The organism is Microbacterium sp. H6, from assembly GCF_003314775.1.
GTDB lineage: Bacteria > Actinomycetota > Actinomycetes > Actinomycetales > Microbacteriaceae > Microbacterium > Microbacterium oxydans.
In genome coordinates this window covers 1-18932 of record NZ_QOAY01000059.1, presented here as the reverse complement: position 1 = coordinate 18932, position 18932 = coordinate 1, and the positions used below count along the sequence as shown (strand labels likewise).

Sequence of the window (18932 nt, the reverse complement as noted above, 5' to 3'; positions counted from 1 at the left end):
GTCCTCCGCGCGATCGATCGCCGCCCGCCAGTCGCCCAGCCCGAGCAGCAGGTGCTCGCGGCCGTCGGCCAGCCCGTCGAAGGTGACCACGTCGGCGGTCGTGGAGAAGCCGTCGCCGAATCGCAGCGGGACGCGGACGCGGGTGCGTTCCGTCGCGACCGGAGCGACGGTTGAACTTTCAATCATGCCGGGTGCAACGCGGCCTGCTGCGGAGTATTCCCCGTGGAGCGGATTCCGAGGGGTTCCCTCAGTACCTCCCATCCGCCGTGGAATCGGAGTTGACTGGGGGTCACGCGACAGAAGGAGCATCACGAATGCGCGGAGTAGTCATGCACGCCCCAGGCGACGTCCGGGTCGAGGACAGGGAGAAGCCCACCATCACGCGGCCGACCGATGCCGTGATCCGTATCGCCGCGACCTGCATCTGCGGGTCCGACCTCTGGCCGTATCGCGGTGCGAACCCCGTGGACCACGATCCGATGGGACACGAGTACGTCGGCGTGGTCGAGGCCATCGGTGACGAGGTGCAGACGCTGGAGGTCGGCGACTTCGTGGTCGGCTCCTTCATGGCATCAGACAACACGTGCGAGATCTGCCGAGCGGGATACCAGTCCCGGTGCGTGCACGTCGTCCCGATGGGCAGGTACGGCACGCAGGCCGAGTACGCGCTCATCCCGCACGCCGACGGCACCCTGGTCGTCACTCCAGGACAGCCGGACGCCGACCTCATCCCGTCTCTGCTCGCCGCATCCGACGTCCTGGGAACCGGATGGTTCGCCGCGGTCGCCGCCGAGGTGGGGCCGGGCAAGACCGTCGCGGTCGTCGGCGACGGCGCGGTGGGTCTGCTGGGCGTCCTGGCCGCACGCGAGCTCGGCGCGGAGCGCATCATCGCGATGAGTCGCCATGCCGATCGGCAGGCTCTGGCGCGCGAGTTCGGTGCCACCGACATCGTCGAGGAGCGGGGGGACGAGGGGGTCGCCCGCATCAAGGAGCTCACGGACGGACTCGGCGCGCACTCCGTGATCGAGGCGGTCGGCACGCAGGAGTCGATGATGCAGGCGATCCGCTCCACCCGTCCCGGCGGCCACGTCGGCTATGTCGGTGTCTCCCACGATGTCGCCCTCCCCGGCGAAGAGCTCTTCTTCTCCGGAGTGCATCTGCACGGCGGCCCTGCTCCCGTGCGGCGCTTCCTCCCCGAGCTCATCCAGCTGATCTGGGACCGGAAGATCGATCCGGGCAAGGTGTTCGACCTCACGCTGCCGCTCGAGGACGCGGCGGAGGGCTACCGCGCCATGGACGAGCGACGCGCCACGAAGGTGCTGCTCACGGTGTGATGTGCGGAGGCGTGGGCTCCTGCGGACGTCGTCGCTGTCGCTGTCGCACGAGCTTCACCTCGCTCGCGAGGATCCCGAGCACGACGAGTGCGCCGCCGATGAGCGCGGTCGCGGGCAGGCGCTCGCCGGCGAGGCGTCCGATGACCCCCGCCCACACCGGCTCTCCCGCGTAGATGATGGTCGCGCGTGTGGGGGAGACCGACTTCTGCGCCCAGTTCATCGTCAGCTGGATCAGACAGCTCGCCGCTCCCAGTCCCACCGCGCAGCCGACCCAGATCCAGGAGAAATCGGGAACCCCCTCACCGACCACCGGCATGGTGAGCAGTCCCAGCAGGCCGGCTGTGAGCAGCTGCACGATCGTGATGCGTCCGAGGTCGATCTTCCCGGCGAACAGGCTGATCAGGATGATCTCGGCCGCGATCGGCAGGGTGCTGATCATGGTCGCGATCTCACCGGTGCCGAGCGTCAGGGCGAAGGCATCCGGCCCCGCGATGAACAGCAGCCCCACGAACGCCAGTCCCGCACCCGCGAATGCCATGGCCGGGGGACGCTTGCGGAACACGGCCCACTGGGCCAGCGGCACCATCGGCACGTACATCGCGGTGATGAACGCCGAGGTGCTGCTGTCTATGGTCTGCAACCCCAGCGTCTGCAGGCCGTAGCCGAGGTAGATCATGACGCCGATCGCGATGCCGGCGCCGATGTCGCGCCAGCGGATGCCGCGCAGAGCGCGTCGGAAGATCACGACGCTGATGAGCCCGGCGATGAGGAAGCGGATGCCGACGAAGAACCATGGCCCGGAGTGCTCCATGGCCCAGTGCACGAGCAGGAAGGTGCCGCCCCAGACCGCGGTGATCGCGATGAGCGCGGCTTCCTGCGGACGCAGACGCATCCACCGGAGACGAGAGGGCATCGTTGCCCCTTTCTCGACGTTGCCGGATAGAGCCTAACGGGCCGCAGTCGTCGTTCGAATCGCGCGGATGGTACCGAACAGCCGTCTGATCGAGTCAGTTGCGCGATGCGAAAGTGACGGGAGAAGACGGCCGGGCGCCGATGCCGCTGCGGACTCGGTAGCCTCGCAACATGAGCGACTTCGTGAGTGCCGTCGAACTGAACGACCTGCTGACCGGGGGTGCGCCGGTGCGTGTGATCGACGTGCGCTGGCGCCTCGATCGTCCCGACGCCGGACACGACGACTACCTCTCGGGCCACATCCCCGGCGCGGTGTTCGCCGCTCTCGACACCGAGCTCGCCACGCACGGCGAGGCCGCGGAGGGGCGCCACCCGCTCCCGTCCACGGCCACGCTCCAGGACGCGGCCCGTCGCTGGGGGGTGCGATCCGGCGACACGGTCGTCGCCTACGACGATTTCAAAGGCATCGCCGCCGCCCGCGCCTGGTGGCTCCTGCGGCAGGCCGGCGTCGACGTGCGCGTGCTCGACGGCGGCATCAGGGCATGGCGGGCTGAGGGGTTCGACATCGCGACGGACGACGTGAGTCCGGAGTCCGGCGATGTCGTGCTCGACCCGATCGGAGACGATGCGTTGTCGATCGACGAGGCCGCGGCCTTCCCGGCGTCCGGGGTGCTGATCGACGCGCGGGCCGCGGATCGGTACCGAGGCGACTCGGAACCGTTCGATCCCGTGGGTGGTCACATCCCCGGTGCGCGCAATCTTCCCGAACCCGTGCACTTCGACGCGGACGGGAAGATCCTCGACAGGGAGACGATCCTGGCGACCTTCGCCGAGGTCGGCGTGACGCCGGGGACGCTCGTTGCCGCGTACTGCGGTTCGGGTGTGACGGCTGCCCACACCGCACTTGTACTGCACGAGGTCGGCATCGAGGCCAAGGTCTTTCCCGGTTCGTGGAGCCAGTGGTCGAACACCCCGGGGCGTCCGGTCGCGGTCGGCGATCAGCCCGGTTGATCCTCGCGGGGGCCGTACCCCCACTGCAGTCCCAGCGCGCCAGGCCCGAAAGCCCGACGCACCAGGTGGACCGAGTTCCCGCGAGGCGGCGGGAGGGGGGTGATGGTGACCCCGTCCGGCGTCTCGATGTGCTCCTCGCACCAGTCCGGGATCGCGTCGGGGTGGAAGCGCGTCCACACCAGCAGCTCCCTGGCCTTCTGCGCCAGCGCGTGGCCGGTGTCGTGGGTCTCCGGGTAGTCGGGCGGGTACTCGACCGACCACTCGACCATCGCGGTCTCCGGCGCTGTCAGGGGGACGTCGAGTTCGAACAGCACACCGTGCACCTCGCCGTCCGGGTGGGAGTAGCGCGCCGCGATCCTCCCCCCTGACACGGCCTTGAGCAACGGCGCCGGCGTGCGGACGCCCGGGGTGATCTCCAGGAACGGTATCGCCGTGATCGTGCCCACCGTCGACTGCACGATGCTGCGCGTGATGCTGTACGCGACGTTGCCGTCGGCCCCGACATCCGTCACCGAATGGGTGGTGAGCTCGCGGGAGGTGTCGGGGTAGGCCGCCCCCAGCGCTCGGAAGGCCTCGATCACGGCCACCTCGAGCTCCTCCTCGTCGATCGGGAACTGGTTCGGCCCGAGGGGGCCCGTGCGATTGGTCGAGCGGAGCATCCTGCTCAGCGCGCCGGCGCGGAGTCCGAGGAGCTCCTCGATGTCGGCGAGGGCTGCCAGCGACTGCGCGCCCTCCGGTCGCCTTGCGCCCGACCGCCAGTAGCTCAGGGTCGCCATCGACACGCGGTTGCCCCGCGCCTTGAGCTGCCGCTGCAGCCAGGACAGGGTCACCGGTTTGGCGTTTATCGCGTCGCGCAGGGCGCTCGCGAAATCACCGTGCTCGGCTCTGCGCGCGTCATCTTCGAGATTCATCACAGATCCCCTCCGGTATGTGAAGATCAGCGCTTTAGAGTGAGCATACGACCGCACGCGCGTACCTCAGGGGACCGGGTGGGCATGTGGGGTCACTTGGCCGTCTTCGCGGGCAGGGTGCCCGTGCCTGCGAACGACCGGCCTGACGCAGTGATGCCCCCCTTGCTGCGTATGTCGTGAAGCCCGGCAATCGATCTGGGGAGATCCGCCGGGCTTCACGAATCCTCCCCCGCACGGCTCCCGGCGTCGCGGCCACGCAGCCTTGCGTAGACTGGGAGCAACACCCCGGAGGACTCAGGACCGTCATGTCTGCCCCTGCTCGCGCATTCACCATGCGCCACGTGCAATTGCTGCGCGCGCTGTTCGCCGCCGTCGCCGCGCTCATGATCACGTTCTCGTCTGATCACTCCGCACCCGTCGGTCTGTCCGTCTTCAGCGGTTTCGTGTTCCTCACGGCGCTCGTGCACGTGCTCGCCGCCTGGCTGGTGCTGCCGGCCGGATCGCGCTGGCCGTCCGTGCTGCTCGCCGCCGTCGGGGTGGTCGCCGGCCTAGTGAGCGGCATCCCCGTCTGGCGGTCTGACGATCTGTTCTTCGTCGTCGTCTCCTCCTGGGCGATCGTCAGCGGCGGCATCGAGCTGCTCGCAGGCATCCGCTCCCGTCGTGCCGGCGGCATGCTGTCCCGCGACGCGATCTCCGTGGGGGCGCTGGGCGTGCTGCTCGGTATCGCTCTGCTGCTGATCCCGTCCGGCTTCCTCCAGGAGTACACGATCGACGAGGCCGGCACGTTCGTGCTCTCCGGCATCATCCTGGGCGTCGGCATGTTCGGCGGCTACGCGGCGATCGTCGCGGTGTTCCTCGGCATCGCCGGCCTCACACCGAAGCAGGCCGACGCGGTCACGACGGCGTCCGATTCGAACGACAGCACCGCTCCTGCGGAGCACGGAGGAGAGCGATGAGCGACGAGAAGCCCACCCGCCGGGACATTCTGCGGCCCCTGCACCTGCTCCTCATCGCACTCGGCTGCGGTGTGTTCGCCATGGTCGTCACGCTGGTCTCCACCGGTGCCTTCACCGCGCGGGTGAACGCCTCCATCGCCAACGGCACCTACGAGGGGCTGACCCCGATCGCCCTCGGACTCGTCGTGGGCGGCGGCGCGTTCATCGTGACGCTGCTGATCCTCGCGATGCTGATCCTCGCCGTCGATCCCGCCGACGTGACGAAGACGATCGATCGTCCCGTGCTGTACGACCCGGAGCCCGAGGGCGAGAACCCCGATTCCGCGGCGCCCGGTCGCTCCGCCTCCTCCTGATCCGATAGCCCCTCGAGCAGGGTCACCCACTCGACCCCCGGCGGAACATCGGGTTAAAGCGCTCAGAAGAACGCGCTGAAGCCGACACTTTCGGCATACCTTCTGGACAATCGTCGCTATACATCCGATGTTTCATGGCGCACACTGGCTCCGACGCCTCGCATCCACGATCGGCTGCGAGGCCGCACGGCCCCAGTAGATCAACGATGCTCCGGAGGATTGCTGTGATGAAGGACCCCATTTCCCGTCGCCAGGCACTGCAGGTGGGCGGTCTCGCCCTTCTCGCCCCGCTCGTCCCCCAGTTCCTCGCCGCCCGCCCCGCCGCGGCGAGCACGTTCTCGGCGCAGGCTCCTCTCCGCGCCGTGCCGGCGGGGGCGATCCCGCGCCCACAGCTGTCGCCGTACGCGCTCTGGTACGCGACGCCGGCGACGGACTGGGAGACCCAGGCTCTCCCGATCGGCAACGCCCGTCTCGGCGCGAAGCTGTTCGGCAACCCGGACGCCGAGGTGATCCACTTCAGCGAGCAGAGCCTGTGGGGCGGGGTCAACGACTACGACAACGCTCTCGCCGGTCAGCCCGACGGTGCGTACGACACCAGCGTGACCGGCTTCGGATCCTTCCGCGACTTCGGCGAGGTGACGGTGGCGTTCGGTGCGCGCACGACCGTCAGCTCTCCCGGCGGCCCGTACCAGGTGTCCGGTGGCGAGAGCGTCGACAAGACGTTCGACGGCAACCCCGCCACGAAATGGTGCCTGATCGCGCCGCCCGCAGAGGTGACGTGGCAGGCCGATCTCGCCGCACCCGCCGTCGTCTCGTCGTATGTGCTCACGAGTGCCAACGACGTCCCTGCGCGGGACCCGCAGGACTGGCGCCTGGAAGGCTCGTCCGACGGAGCGGCGTGGGTCGTGCTCGACGTCCGCTCCGAGGCGCCGTTCCCCCAGCGACTCCAGTCCAAGAGCTTCTCAGTCGCCAACACCACCGCGTACGCCCACTATCGCTTCGTCTTCGCCCCGAAGGCGGGAGTCAGCCACTTCCAGGTGGGGGAGATCGCGCTCGGCGGCGTCGAACTGGCGCAGGGAAGCGCCGTCTACGTGTCATCGCCCAGCGGTCACGCGGACTCCCTCGTCGGCAGCATCGATACCGATCCCGCGACCGTCTGGGCTGTTCCCGCGACGGGCGGTGGCGCGGTGTGGCAGGTCGAGCTCTCCTCGAAGAACACCCTGAACGGCTACGTGCTCACCAGCGCACCGGACACGCCGGAGCAGGATCCACGCGACTGGATCGTCGCCGGCTCGGATGACGGGCTGACCTGGAAGACCCTCGACACCCGAGTAGGGGAGACGTTCCCCGAGCGCGGCGTGGGGCGGACGTTCACGTACGCGAACACCACCGCGTTCGCGATGTACCGCATCTCGTTCTCCGCGCCGGGTGCCATCCGTCTCGGCGGCATCGCCTTCACCGGCGGCGGTTTCAGCACGGCGGGCGCCAAGGCGGTCGTGGACTACCGGCGTGCACTCGACATCGCGGACGGCACCCACAGCACTCACTTCGCGACCGCACAGGGGACGGTGTTGCGCGAGGCCTTCGCGAGCCGGGAGGCCGACATCATCGCGGTGCGGTTCACCGCCGATCGGCCCGGTGCGCTGACGGCGCTGCTCACTCTGACGTCCAAGCAGGACGGCGTCGCCACCGTGGCCGACGCGGGCGGACGTCGGCTGAGTTTCGCCGGGACGATGGCCAACGACCTCACGCACGCGGCCGTCGTCCGCATCGCCGAGACCGACGGCCGGGTCGTCGCCGCCGAGGGCGGGCTGCGCGTCTCGGAGGCGTCGAGCATCACACTGCTGCTCGACGCGCGCACCGACTATCGTCTGAGCGCGGCGCACGGCTGGCGAGGCGCCGCACCGCAGCCCGCGATCGAGAAGGCGCTGAACGCCGCCGCCTCCCGGTCGTGGCAGAGTCTCCGGTCTGCGCACACCGCACAGGTCTCCGAGCTGATGCAGCGCGCGAAGGTGGAGTGGGGAGCGACCGACGGCACCGTGACGGCCATGCCCACGGATCGCCGGCTGCTCCGCTACGGGAAGGGGGAGGCGGACCCCACGCTCGAGCAGACGCTCTACGCGTACGGCCGGTATCTGCTCCTCAGCTCGTCGAAGCCCGGGGGGCTGCCGGCCAACCTGCAGGGGCTGTGGAACAACAGCAACCAGCCGGCGTGGGCCAGCGACTACCACACCAACATCAACGTGCAGATGAACTACTGGGGCGCGGAGACCGCCGACCTCCCGGAGTCCCATGAGGCGCTCGCGACGTTCATCCGCGAGGTGGCGGTCCCCAGCCGGGTGGCGACGCGCAACGCCTTCGGCGCCGACGTGCGCGGGTGGACCGCCCGCACCTCGCAGAGCATCTTCGGCGGCAACTCGTGGGAGTGGAACACGATCGCGAGCGCCTGGTACGCCCAGCACCTCTACGAGCACTGGGCGTTCACGCAGGACAAGAAGTACCTGCGCGACCTCGCCTACCCGCTGATCAAGGAGATCTGCCAGTTCTGGGAGGACCAGCTCAAAGAGCTTCCCGACGGCACGCTGGTCGCGCCGATGGGCTGGTCTCCGGAGCACGGTCCGCGCGAGGACGGCGTCATGCACGACCAGCAGATCATCTGGGATCTGTTCCAGAACTACCTCGAGTGCGCCGAGGCCCTCGGCGCCGACAAGACCTACCGGAAGACCGTCGCCGACATGCAGTCCCGTCTGGCTCCCAACAAGATCGGCCGCTGGGGGCAGTTGCAGGAGTGGCAGACCGACCGTGACGACCCGAACGACATCCACCGGCATACGTCGCACCTGTTCGCCGTGTACCCGGGGCGGCAGATCACCCCCGACACCCCGGAGCTCTCCGCGGCGGCCCTGGTCTCGCTGAAGGCCCGCTGCGGGGAGAAGGAGGGTGTGCCGTTCACCGCCGCCACGGTCTCGGGAGACAGTCGTCGTTCGTGGACCTGGCCGTGGCGGGCCGGTCTCTTCGCGCGCCTGGGTGATGCCGAGCGGGCGGGGATCATGGTGCGAGGACTGCTCACCTACAACATCCTGCAGAACCTCTGGGCGAACCATCCGCCGTTCCAGCTCGACGGCAACTACGGCATCGTCGGAGCGATCGCGGAGATGCTGGTGCAGAGCCATGGTGGGGTGATCCGTCTGCTCCCCGCCGTGCCGGCGGACTGGGCGGTGAGCGGATCGTTCGCCGGTCTCCGCGCGCGGGGCGGGTATCGCGTGGACTGCACCTGGCGGGACGGGAAGGTCGTGTCCTACGACGTGGTCGCCGACCGCGCGCCGAACATGAGCAACGTGATCGTGGTCGTCAACGGGGAGCGTCGCAAGGTGAAGCCGGGCAACCCGAAGAACGGCAAGCCCATGCGCGACCTCGGTCCGGCGCACTGAGCAGGGGCGGCGAGCGGGGCGGGGACGATCCGGAATACCGGTGGGGTGGATCGGCTTGTCCCTGAGGTGACTGCCTCCGTCGACCGCGCCTCCATCGGACTCCGGTCGGAGCGCGGACCCATCCTCGGCGCGCTCATGCTCGCCACCGGGCTCATCGCGATCGACGCCACGATCCTCGCGACCGCCGTCCCGAGCATCGTGCGCGACCTCGGCAGCTACCAGCAGTTTCCCTGGCTGTTCTCCGTGTACCTCCTGGCGCAGGCCGTGAGCGTGCCCATCTACTCCCGCTTCGCGGACACCGTGGGCCGCAAGCCGATCATCCTGCTCGGCATCGCCCTGTTCCTGCTCGGGTCCATCCTCTGCGGGTTCGCCTGGAGCATGCCGGCGCTGATCGTGTTCCGCATCGTCCAGGGCATCGGAGCCGGTGCCGTCGCACCGATGTCGATGACCATCGTCGGTGACATCTACACGGTCGCCGAACGTGCCAAGGTGCAGGGATACGTCGCGAGCGTGTGGGCCATCTCCTCGGTGGTGGGTCCCGCGCTCGGCGGCATCTTCGCCCAGCTCGACGCCTGGCGATGGATCTTCTGGATCAACGTGCCCCTGTGTCTGATCGCCGGGTGGATGCTGCTGCGCAACTACAAGGAGCAGAAGCAGACCCAGAAGCACAGCATCGACTACGGGGGAGCGGTGCTGCTCACCATCGGGCTCACGGCGCTCATCCTCGGCATGCTGGAGGGAGGAAACGCCTGGGCGTGGCTGTCCGTGCAGAGCGTCCTCTGCTTCGGGATCGGCGTAGTCGCGCTGCTGGCCTTCGGGGTCGTGGAGCGCCGTGTCGCCGAGCCGATCGTCGACCTGCGGCTGGTGACGCGTCGGCTCATCCTCACGACCACGTTGGTCTCGCTCGGCATCGGCGCGCTCATGCTCGGTGTGACGAGCTTCGCCCCCGCCTACCTCGAGGGATCCATCGGCATCGCTCCCCTGCTGTCGGGTCTCGCGGTGGCAGCTCTGACCCTCGGCTGGCCGCTCGCCGCCGCGAACGCCGGACGGCTGTACCTGCGCATCGGCTTCCGTCGCACCACGCTCATCGGCATGAGCATCACGACGCTCGCCGCCATCATGCTCGCTGCCGTCGCCTCCTGGCCGAACCCGTTCGTCATCGCCGGCATCGCGTTCCTCCTGGGCTTCGGGCTCGGGTGGAGTGCGGCCCCGACGCTGATCGCCGCCCAGGCCTCGGTCGGCTGGGGCGAGCGCGGCGCGGTGACGGGGATGAACGCCTTCGCGCGGTCGGCGGGAAGCGCTGTGGGCGTCGCCGTGTTCGGCGCGATCTCGAATGCGGCCATCGCGCAGGGTGCGGGCGCGGACGACCCCGACACGATCATCCACGCGTCGGTGTGGGTGTTCGTCGCCGTCGCGGTGACCGCGGTTCTCACTCTCCTGGCGGCGTCGTTCATGCCGAAGGACAGCGTCGAGGAGCACTCCGGCGAGTCGGGCTCCTAGCTCCTCCCGGGTTCAGCGCGCGAGGCGCGCCGCGATGCCCGTGTAGGTCGCCGGGGTCAGCGCGAGCAGGCGCTGCTTTGCGGCATCGCCGATCTCGAGGCCCTGCACGAACTCGGCGAGGTCGGCGGCACCGACCCGGTGACCACGGGTGAGCTCCTTGAGGAGCGCGTACGGGTCGGTGATCGAGGAGCGGCCTGCCACGACCTCGGCGCGGATGACCGTCTGGATCGCCTCGGCGAGCACCTCCCAGTTCACGTCGAGGTCGGCGAGCAGCACGTCGCGCGACAGCGAGATCGCGTTCAGGCCGCGGCGCAGGTTGTCGAGCGCGAGCAGCGAGTGCCCGAACGCGACGCCGATGTTGCGCTGCGTGGTGGAATCGGTGAGGTCACGCTGCAGGCGGCTCGTGACGAGCGTCTGGCCGAGCGATGCGAGCAGGGCTCCCGAGATCTCGAGGTTGGCCTCGGCGTTCTCGAAGCGGATCGGGTTGATCTTGTGCGGCATCGTCGACGAGCCGGTGGCACCCGCGACCGGGATCTGCGCGAAGTAGCCGAGCGAGATGTAGGTCCAGATGTCGGTGGCGAGGTTGTGCAGGATGCCGCCCGCGTGACGCACGCGGTCGTACAGCTCGACCTGCCAGTCGTGCGACTCGATCTGCGTCGTGAGGATGTTGAAGCCCAGGCCCAGTCCCTCGATGTACTCGCGGGCGATGGTCGGCCAGTCGGCGTCCGGGTCTGCCGCGAGGTGGGCGGACCAGGTGCCGGTCGCGCCGGAGAACTTCGCGAGATACTCGGAACCGGCGATCTGGCTGCGCACGCGCTCCAGGCGCCAGGCGAAGACCGCGAGCTCCTTGCCCATCGTCGAGGGCGTTGCGGGCTGGCCGTGCGTGCGCGAGAGCATCGCGGCGTCGGCGTGCTCGACCGCGAGCTCGCGCAGCTTCGCGATCACGGTGTCGAGGGCCGGGAGCCAGACCTCCTCGACCGCGCGCTTGACGGTGAGGGCGTAGGACGCGGAGTTGATGTCCTCGCTCGTCGCGGCGAAGTGCGTGAGCTCGGAGATGCGGTCGAGGCCGAGCGTCGAGAGCCGGTCGCGCACGAGGTACTCGATCGCCTTCACGTCGTGCTGGGTGACGGCTTCCTTCTCGGCGAGCCAGTCGATCTCGGCCTGACCGAAGTCGCGGTAGAGCGAACGCAGGCGCTCCTTGTCCTCGTCCGACAGCGGGCTCGTCTCGAACAGCGAACGGTCGGTGAGCGCGATCAGCCACTCGACCTCGACCTCGACGCGTGCCCGGTTCAGGCCCGCCTCGGACAGGAAGTCGGCGAGACCGGTGACGGCGCCACGGTAGCGGCCGTCGAGGGGGCTCAGGGGCTGGGGCGGGAGCGAAGGCTGGAAAGTCAGGGGAGTCCTCCTGATCGGGCCCCTCAGAGGCGGGGCGTGCGGGGGAGACGCAGAGCGGGTTCAAGCTGGCGGAACAGGCCCCGAGTCGCCGCCTCAATCATACCGAGCACGGAATCGAACATCTCCGCGCCCGCGTAGTACGGGTCGGGCACGTCGTGGGTGGTCGCCGTCGGGTCGAAGGCCAGCAGCAGGGTGACCTTCCCCTCCTCGTCCTCGTCGTGGGCCCATTCCCGCAGGATGCGCTCGTGCGTGCGGTCGAGCGCGACGACGAGATCGTTGTCGGCGAAGGCGGCCGCGGTGAACTGACGGGCGCGGTGCTGGGAGCCGTCGTAGCCGCGACGCGCCAGCGAGTCGATCGTACGGTGATCGGCACGCTCGCCCAGATGCCAGTCGCCTGTTCCGGCGCTGCGCGAGACGATGCGCGGGCCGAGTCCCTGCCGCTCGGCGAGGTCGCGGAAGACGACTTCGGCCATGGGAGAGCGGCAGATGTTCCCCGTGCAGACGAAGATCACGCGGAAGGGATCCGGGGATGTCACAGATACATTCTGCCCGCCCATGGCCGTCCTGCACAGCGCGAACCTGCTCGCGCGGCTCCTGCACACCATGGGCGGGCGACCACCTGTCCACGGGTTGCGTATTCCGGGCGACCCGCGTGGAGCGCGATCCCGAATGCTGGAGCCATGTACTCGTTCGTACCCGAGCAGTCCGGTGGATCCGCGCAGTCGTGGGGGCAGGCCTTCGCGCACCGGGGGATCGGTGATGCCATCACGACGCTGGAGGAGGCGGGAGCGGTGCTGGTCTCGCTCGTCGACGCGACGGACTGGAGCTCGGAGGGGTTCCGCGCGCTCCACGAACTCCTCGCGCGGGTACGCGATGACACCGGAACGCAGCTCGGGAGTCTTCGGATCCGGCAGTGGGAGCTGGAGGGATCGGAATGATGGGGGCCGCACGCGCGCACGACGCCTCCGTTGCCGGCGGCCTGGAGATCGACCACGGCGGCGCGATCGCGATCGACACCGAGCAGTTGCGCGAGGTCGGCGCGCACCTGCGGACGGTCGCGGCGCGATACGAAGAGGCTCGGGATTCGGTGGTCACCGCTGCGGAGGCGATCTCGTCATCCGATGCTCCCGCGCTGCGCGTCGACATCGGCGCTCTGCGACTCAGCGGCGAGCGGATCGGTGCACTCGCTGCGGAGATCGAGAACGCCTGCACGGGAACGCTGTTGATGGCCGACGCATTCGAGCTGGTGGAACTGCGGGCACAGGCCGAGGCGCTCGCCCTCACCGACGCCGCGGCGGCGAACGACGTGCGCGCACGGGCCGACGAGATGATCGCCGACGACGAGCGCGTGGGGCGGATGGCGGACTGGCTGGTCGCCGGCTGGGAGCGACGGAGGTTCGAAGGGCTCGGAGATCAGTACGACCTGGGTGGGATGCTGCCGCCGATGTTCCTGGTCGGGGCGCTGGTCGGGCTCGCCTCGGGGTATGGGAAGGTGCGGCCGGGGGTGGCGGGATCCGAGGTGCCGGGCGTGAAGGCTCCGACCTCCGTGCCTGTGGATCCGGTGCAGGTGACACCGGTGAAGACGTCGACTCCGCGCGCGCCGGACGACCTCGCCGGAGCGTTCAGGAGGATCCCGGGCGGGGGAGCCCAGGTCGCCGTGGAGAAGTACACGATGGTCGGCGGCGCGACCCGCTATGTGGCCTACGTGGCCGGTACCCAGAATTCGCTGCTATCCCTGAAGAAAGGCGCGGAGCCGTGGGACATGACCTCGAACATCGAGCTCTATCAGGGCGCTACGTCGGCGTCGTACCAGGCGACTCTCGATGCTCTGGCGGCCGCCGGTGTCGAACCGGGCGATCGCGTCGACGTGGTCGCGCACTCGCAGGGCGGGATGATCGCCACGCGACTCGCCGTGGAGAGCGAGTACGAGGTGTCGATGCAGATCACGGCGGGGAGCCCCACCGAACCGACACTCCGGGAGGAGCAGACGCTGATCCAGCTCCGTCACACCGACGATGTCGTATCGGCGCTCGCCGCGGGCGGGTCGGCAGAGGGGACGGGGTCGCCCGACAGCTTCACCGCCTCGCGGGTCGGTGATCCGGGGGACGGCGTCGAGGACCTGCGGTTGAAGACCCACGGTCTCGAGACGTACATCGAGACCGCCGAGATGGTGGATGCGTCGACCGACCCTCGCGCGGTGGCTCTCGACGGGTACTGGGATGAGCTCGGGCGGGCCGTCGAGGTCGAGCGCACCGAGTACCGCGCGGAGCGGAGCGGGTGACCGTGGTGGCTGTCACCGGTGGCTGTCACCGCGGTGTCAGCGGGTCAGTCGCGACGGCTCTTGCTCTGCGGGCGCAGGACGAATCCGAAGATGCCGTTGATCACCGAGATGATCAGTGCTGCGAGCACGCCCCACCAGAAGTCGCCGACCGTGAGACCCCAGCCAAATCCGCTCGTGATCCAGGCGGTCAGCCACAGCAGGAACCCGTTGATCAGGAAGCCGATCAGGCCGAAGGTGATGATGTAGAGCGGGAACGCGACGATCTTCACGACCGTTCCGATGATCGTGTTCACGAGTGCGAAGATCGCGGCCACCGCGAGCAGGGTCAGCACCAGCTGCAGCGTCTCGCCGGGCGGGAAGGCCCTGATGGTCACCTGCAGGGCAGGGATCAGCGTGACGACCCAGAGGGCGAAGGCGTTGACGACGACGCGGATGATGAAGCGCATAGTCCGACCAGTGTCCCACGGACTCTCGTGCGTGTCAGTGCGAAGTCCGTCGGGTGCTCAGCGGAAGTGAGCGCGCAGAAGCGCAGCGACCTCGTCCAGGGAGGACTTGCTCTGCGCCGTCCGGAGGATGAGGTCGAAGGCAACCTCCGTCTCCATGTCGATGATGACGTTGTTCATCTCGAGGAACGTCAGGGTGAGGACCCAGGAGAAGCGCTTGTTGCCATCAAACAGAGGGTGATTCTGGCTCAGGGACGACAGGAGAGCTGCTGCCTTGACTTCGAGATCCGGGTAGGCCTCGACTCCGAACATCGAACTCGACGGTCGGGCGAGCGCGGAGGAGAGAAGCCCGATGTCTCGGATGTGGAGCCCGAGCTCCTCTGTGATGCCTACTGCGTGCGGAAGCTCGACATATCGAGTCACGCGTCTTCGAGTTTCTTGAGGAGATCTGCGTATCGGTCAGCCACCCCGCGGGCGATCGACACGGCCTGCTCGGTCGTGACCTCCTCGCGGAGAAAGCGGTCCGTAGCCTCGATGAGCAGTGCGTGCTTGGACGTGTGTCGCCTCGATGCCAGCTCGCCGAGCTGGGCATCGAGTTCTTCCGGGAGTCGCACCGTCATCGCCATACCAGAATGGTACCACCGGGCATCGAGCCGCGACAGGGGGCGAATGAGCGCGATCCGTCCCCTCGGGCTGTGCTCGCCCGCCCTCGTAGACTCGACCTCGTGACCGAGCCGATCCTGCCCCGCATCCGTCCCGCCATCGCCGCTCTCGCTCCGTATCGCCAGGGAAAGCAGGCCGGCCCCGATGCGTTCAAGCTGTCGAGCAACGAGAACCCGTTCGACCCGCTGCCGTCGGTGCTCGACGCGCTGCAGAGCACCACTCCCATCAACCGCTACCCGGATGCCACCGCCGGTCGCCTGCGCGCGCGTCTCGGTGCGCGCTACGGGGTCGAGCCCGACCAGGTGCACGTGGCCTCGGGCAGCGTGTCGATTCTGCATCAGCTGATCCTGGCCACCGCCTCGGTCGGCGACGAGGTCATCTACGCGTGGCGCTCCTTCGAGGCGTACCCGAGCCTTCCGCTCGTCGCCGGAGCGACCGGTGTGCAGGTGCCGCTCACCGCCGACTCCCGCCATGACCTCGAAGCGATGGCGGATGCGGTGACCGAGCGCACCCGCGCGATCATCCTGTGCACGCCCAACAACCCGACCGGTCCGATCATCACCTCGGCCGAGTTCGCCGCCTTCGTCGCGCGGGTGCCCGGCGACATCCTGATCATCCTCGACGAGGCCTACGCCGAGTTCGTCACGGCGCCGGGTGCGGTCGACGGTCTGGCGGAGCGCGTGTTCGAGCAGCACCCGAACGTGGTGGTGCTGCGCACCTTCTCGAAGGCCTACGGTCTCGCCGGGCTGCGCGTCGGCTATGCGATCGGGCACGAGAAGGTGCTCGACGCCGCCCGCACGACCGGCATCCCGCTCTCGGTCACCTCCGCTGCCGAGAACGCCGCGATCGCCAGCCTCGACGCCGAATCGGAGCTCCTGGAGCGCGTCGCCGTCATCGTCGAACGCCGCGGCCGTCTCGTGGAGGGGCTTCGTGCACAGGGGTGGGAGGTGCCGGACTCCCAGTCGAACTTCGTCTGGCTGCCCGCGGGCGAACGCACCGACGAGGTGGCTGCCGCATTCGTCGAGAACGACCTCATCGTGCGTCCGTTCTCCGGCGACGGCATCCGCATCTCGGTGGGCGAGGAGGACTCCATCGCCCGCGTGCTCGAGGTCGCCGGCTCCCTCCGCTGAGTCGCCGCATTCCGCGCGTTCTCGCGGATTTCTCCGGTTTCCAGGCATTTACGAGGGCGTCCTAGGTATGCGCGACCTGGCATGCGGGCGCGGGTAGCGTGAGAGCGTGACCACCTCCGAGACACCCCTTGTGAGCGTTCTGGACGAGACCGGACGGTACGCTCCGTCCGCCGCCGCAGAACGGTACCTTCCTCTGATCGACGCGATCGGCGATGCGGAACTCGAGCAGTTCTACCGGGACATGGTCGTCATCCGCGCGATCGATACCCAGGCGACGAACCTGCAGCGTCAGGGCCAGCTCGCGCTGTGGCCGCCGAGTCGTGGACAGGAGGCGGCGCAGGTCGGATCCGGGCGCGCGCTCCGCGCCCAGGACACCGTCTTCCCCTCCTACCGCGAGCACGCCGTGACCCGCATCCGCGGCGTCGATCCGGTCGACATCATCAAGCTCATGCGGGGCGTCTCGCACGGCGGGTGGGACCCGACCGACCCCGAGAACGGCAACACCCGGCTGTACACGCTGGTGCTCGGATCGCAGGTGCTGCACGCCGCGGGCTACGGCATGGGCCTCGCCTTCGACGGACGCACCGGCTCCGGTGATCTCGACCGCGACGAGGCGGTCATCGTCTACTACGGCGACGGCGCATCCAGCCAGGGCGACGTGCACGAGGCGATGGTCTTCGCCGCGAGCTACCAGGCTCCGACGGTGTTCTTCCTGCAGAACAACCACTGGGCCATCTCGGTGCCCGTCTCCACCCAGTCACGCGTGCCGCTCGTGCAGCGCAGCGCGGGCTACGGCATCCCGAGCGTCCGTGTCGACGGCAACGACGTGCTCGCCAGCTACGCCGTCTCCCGTGTCGCGCTGGACGAGGCTCGCGAGGGCAAGGGGCCGCAGGCCATCGAGGCCGTGACCTACCGGCTCGGCGCACACACGACGAGCGACGACCCGACCAAGTACCGGGGCAGCGACGAGGAGCAGTACTGGGCCGGTCGCGATCCCATCGTGCGGATGCGGGCCTTCCTCGAAGCGCGCGGAGCGTCGGAGCAGCTGTTCGCCGATGTCGAGGCCGAGGCGGCCGATGCCGCAGAGGATCTGCGCGCCCGCACGGTCGAGCTCGGGCCGCCCAGCGCCGACAAGATGTTCGACCACGTGTACAGCGAGCCGCATCCGCTGATCGACCAGCAGAAGGCCTGGCATGCGCAGTACGAGGCGTCCTTCGAAGGAGGAGCCCAGTGACTCTGGAGACGATGCCGCTCAGCAAGGCGCTGAATGCGGGTATGCGCAAGGCGATGGAGAACGACCCGAAGGTCCTGCTCATGGGCGAGGACATCGGCAAGCTCGGCGGCGTCTTCCGTGTGACGGAGCATCTGCAGCGCGACTTCGGCGACCGCCGGGTGCTCGACACCCCGCTGGCCGAGGCCGGGATCGTCGGCACGGCGATCGGCATGGCGATGGTCGGGTACCGCCCGGTGATCGAGATCCAGTTCGACGGATTCGTGTTCCCCGCGTTCGACCAGATCACCACGCAGCTCGCGAAGCTGACCAACCGGCATGAGGGCGCGATCAGCATGCCGATCGTGATCCGCATCCCGTACGGCGGACACATCGGCGCGGTCGAGCACCACCAGGAGAGCCCGGAGGCGTACTTCGCGCACACCCCCGGCCTACGTGTGGTGTCGCCGTCGACGCCGAACGATGCGTACTGGATGATCCAGGAGGCGATCGCGTCGAACGACCCGGTGATCTTCATGGAGCCGAAGAGCCGGTACTGGCAGAAGGGCGAGGTCGAGCTCGACGCCTCGGCCGTTCCACTGCACTCCTCGCGCGTCGTGCGCACGGGCAGCGACGTGACGCTCGTCGGGCACGGTGCGATGGTCACCACTCTCCTGCAGGCCGCCGCGCTCGCCGAGGCTGAGGGCACGAGCTGCGAGGTCGTCGACGTGCGCTCGATCTCACCGGTCGACTACGAACCCCTCCTCGACTCGGTGCGCAAGACCGGACGCATGGTCTATGCGCAGGAGGCCCAGGGCTTCGGCAGCATCGGCGGTGAGATCGCCGCGACCGTCATGGAGCGCGCGTTCTATGCGCTCGAGGCTCCGGTGCTGCGCGTCTCCGGCTACGACACCCCGTTCCCGCCCGCGAAGCTCGAAGGCGCATACCTCCCGGATGCCGACCGCATCCTCGAGGCCGTCGACCGCTCGCTGGCATACTGACACTTCCGCTCGGCCGAAAGGACTCGTCATGAGCACGCAGAACTTCACCCTTCCGGACGTCGGAGAAGGCCTGACCGAGGCCGAGATCGTGGCCTGGAAGGTCGCTCCTGGCGACACCGTCGCGATCAACGACGTGGTGTGCGAGATCGAGACGGCCAAGTCGCTCGTCGAGCTGCCGTCGCCGTACGCGGGCGTGGTGGGCGAGCTCCTCGCTGCCGAGGGCACGACCGTCGAGGTCGGCACCCCCATCATCACGTTCCTGACCGAGCCGGCGGCTGGCACTGCGGCCGCTCCGGCTCCTGCAGCGCCGGCGGCGGAAGAGGGCGGCGGCTCCGTGCTGGTGGGCTACGGCACGGGAGGCGGAGCCACCTCGCGGCGCAAGCGTCCGGCCGAGCGACCCG

19 protein-coding genes and 1 pseudogene are annotated in these 18932 nt (G+C 68.9%); 12 read left to right on the top strand and 8 right to left on the bottom strand.

From position 1 onward, the window contains the following. Positions 1–186 (bottom strand): annotated as a pseudogene (locus DSP71_RS03700) (GTP cyclohydrolase); the annotation flags it as partial. A gap of 128 nt (positions 187–314) precedes the next feature. Between DSP71_RS03700 and DSP71_RS03695 the strand changes: the two are divergent. Then, positions 315–1334 carry a zinc-dependent alcohol dehydrogenase family protein gene (locus DSP71_RS03695; RefSeq protein ID WP_046748610.1) on the top strand — a complete coding sequence of 340 codons (1020 nt, stop codon included), beginning with the start codon at positions 315–317 and terminating at the stop codon, positions 1332–1334. Here DSP71_RS03695 and DSP71_RS03690 read toward each other — a convergent pair. Continuing rightward, positions 1324–2247, bottom strand: coding sequence for a DMT family transporter (locus DSP71_RS03690; RefSeq protein WP_046748611.1), 924 nt, complete (start codon positions 2245–2247; stop codon positions 1324–1326). The genes DSP71_RS03695 and DSP71_RS03690 overlap by 11 nt on opposite strands. A 170-nt stretch (positions 2248–2417) precedes the next feature. On the opposite strand from DSP71_RS03690, the gene DSP71_RS03685 reads away from it, so the two are divergent. Further along, entirely contained in the window at positions 2418–3257 is an 840-nt protein-coding gene (locus tag DSP71_RS03685) for a sulfurtransferase (protein WP_113680386.1), read from the top strand. Here the strand turns inward: DSP71_RS03685 and DSP71_RS03680 are convergent. Beyond that, positions 3245–4168: a hypothetical protein gene (locus tag DSP71_RS03680; RefSeq protein WP_113680385.1), complete on the bottom strand. Its 924-nt coding sequence runs from the start codon at positions 4166–4168 to the stop codon at positions 3245–3247. The two genes, DSP71_RS03685 and DSP71_RS03680, sit on opposite strands and share 13 nt — an antisense overlap. Positions 4169–4473: 305 nt before the next feature. On the opposite strand from DSP71_RS03680, the gene DSP71_RS03675 reads away from it, so the two are divergent. The 4 genes from DSP71_RS03675 to DSP71_RS03660 all read left to right on the top strand — a co-directional run bounded on the left by DSP71_RS03675 (position 4474) and on the right by DSP71_RS03660 (position 10408). Then, complete coding sequence (locus DSP71_RS03675) at positions 4474–5124, top strand: acyl-CoA synthetase (RefSeq protein WP_113680384.1); 651 nt, start codon at positions 4474–4476, stop codon at positions 5122–5124. Further along, positions 5121–5477, top strand: coding sequence for a hypothetical protein (locus DSP71_RS03670; protein WP_046748615.1), 357 nt, complete (start codon positions 5121–5123; stop codon positions 5475–5477). Before DSP71_RS03675 ends, DSP71_RS03670 begins: the two co-directional genes overlap by 4 nt. A 227-nt stretch (positions 5478–5704) precedes the next feature. Further along, positions 5705–8908: a glycosyl hydrolase family 95 catalytic domain-containing protein gene (locus DSP71_RS03665; protein ID WP_113680383.1), complete on the top strand. Its 3204-nt coding sequence runs from the start codon at positions 5705–5707 to the stop codon at positions 8906–8908. Positions 8909–8974: 66 nt separating this feature from the next. Beyond that, on the top strand, positions 8975–10408 hold the full coding sequence (locus tag DSP71_RS03660; protein WP_058632831.1) for an MFS transporter: 1434 nt from the start codon (positions 8975–8977) through the stop codon (positions 10406–10408). 12 nt (positions 10409–10420) lie between these two features. On the opposite strand, the gene purB is transcribed toward DSP71_RS03660, so the two are convergent. Further along, positions 10421–11803, bottom strand: coding sequence for an adenylosuccinate lyase (purB, locus tag DSP71_RS03655; RefSeq protein ID WP_113680382.1), 1383 nt, complete (start codon positions 11801–11803; stop codon positions 10421–10423). Between the two features lie 23 nt (positions 11804–11826). Next, positions 11827–12276: a low molecular weight protein-tyrosine-phosphatase gene (locus DSP71_RS03650; RefSeq protein WP_230977858.1), complete on the bottom strand. Its 450-nt coding sequence runs from the start codon at positions 12274–12276 to the stop codon at positions 11827–11829. Between the two features lie 207 nt (positions 12277–12483). On the opposite strand from DSP71_RS03650, the gene DSP71_RS03645 reads away from it, so the two are divergent. Beyond that, entirely contained in the window at positions 12484–12741 is a 258-nt protein-coding gene (locus tag DSP71_RS03645; RefSeq protein ID WP_061015386.1) for a hypothetical protein, read from the top strand. Beyond that, entirely contained in the window at positions 12741–14084 is a 1344-nt protein-coding gene (locus DSP71_RS03640) for a hypothetical protein (RefSeq protein WP_113680381.1), read from the top strand. Before DSP71_RS03645 ends, DSP71_RS03640 begins: the two co-directional genes overlap by 1 nt. A gap of 44 nt (positions 14085–14128) precedes the next feature. Here DSP71_RS03640 and DSP71_RS03635 read toward each other — a convergent pair whose 3' ends face one another. The 3 genes from DSP71_RS03635 to DSP71_RS03625 are packed head-to-tail and all read right to left on the bottom strand — an operon-like array spanning position 14129 to position 15153. Then, the gene (locus DSP71_RS03635) at positions 14129–14530 is read right to left on the bottom strand and encodes a phage holin family protein (protein WP_113680380.1); all 402 of its coding nucleotides are present in this window, start codon (positions 14528–14530) and stop codon (positions 14129–14131) included. Positions 14531–14587: 57 nt separating this feature from the next. Then, positions 14588–14950: a type II toxin-antitoxin system death-on-curing family toxin gene (locus tag DSP71_RS03630; RefSeq protein WP_061016345.1), complete on the bottom strand. Its 363-nt coding sequence runs from the start codon at positions 14948–14950 to the stop codon at positions 14588–14590. After that, entirely contained in the window at positions 14947–15153 is a 207-nt protein-coding gene (locus tag DSP71_RS03625) for a ribbon-helix-helix protein, CopG family (protein WP_061016347.1), read from the bottom strand. Before DSP71_RS03625 ends, DSP71_RS03630 begins: the two co-directional genes overlap by 4 nt. Before the next feature lie 99 nt (positions 15154–15252). Here DSP71_RS03625 and DSP71_RS03620 point away from each other — a divergent pair, with 99 nt between their 5' ends. The 4 genes from DSP71_RS03620 to DSP71_RS03605 form a co-directional block, all read left to right on the top strand. Next, on the top strand, positions 15253–16320 hold the full coding sequence (locus DSP71_RS03620) for a histidinol-phosphate transaminase (RefSeq protein ID WP_061016369.1): 1068 nt from the start codon (positions 15253–15255) through the stop codon (positions 16318–16320). A 106-nt stretch (positions 16321–16426) separates the two neighbouring features. Next, the gene (gene pdhA / locus DSP71_RS03615; RefSeq protein ID WP_046748623.1) at positions 16427–17554 is read left to right on the top strand and encodes a pyruvate dehydrogenase (acetyl-transferring) E1 component subunit alpha; all 1128 of its coding nucleotides are present in this window, start codon (positions 16427–16429) and stop codon (positions 17552–17554) included. Positions 17555–17565: 11 nt separating this feature from the next. Then, positions 17566–18531, top strand: coding sequence for an alpha-ketoacid dehydrogenase subunit beta (locus DSP71_RS03610; protein WP_179516074.1), 966 nt, complete (start codon positions 17566–17568; stop codon positions 18529–18531). Positions 18532–18559: 28 nt separating this feature from the next. After that, a partial coding sequence (locus tag DSP71_RS03605) for a biotin/lipoyl-containing protein (protein WP_309472603.1) occupies positions 18560–18932 on the top strand: 373 nt, incomplete at its 3' end.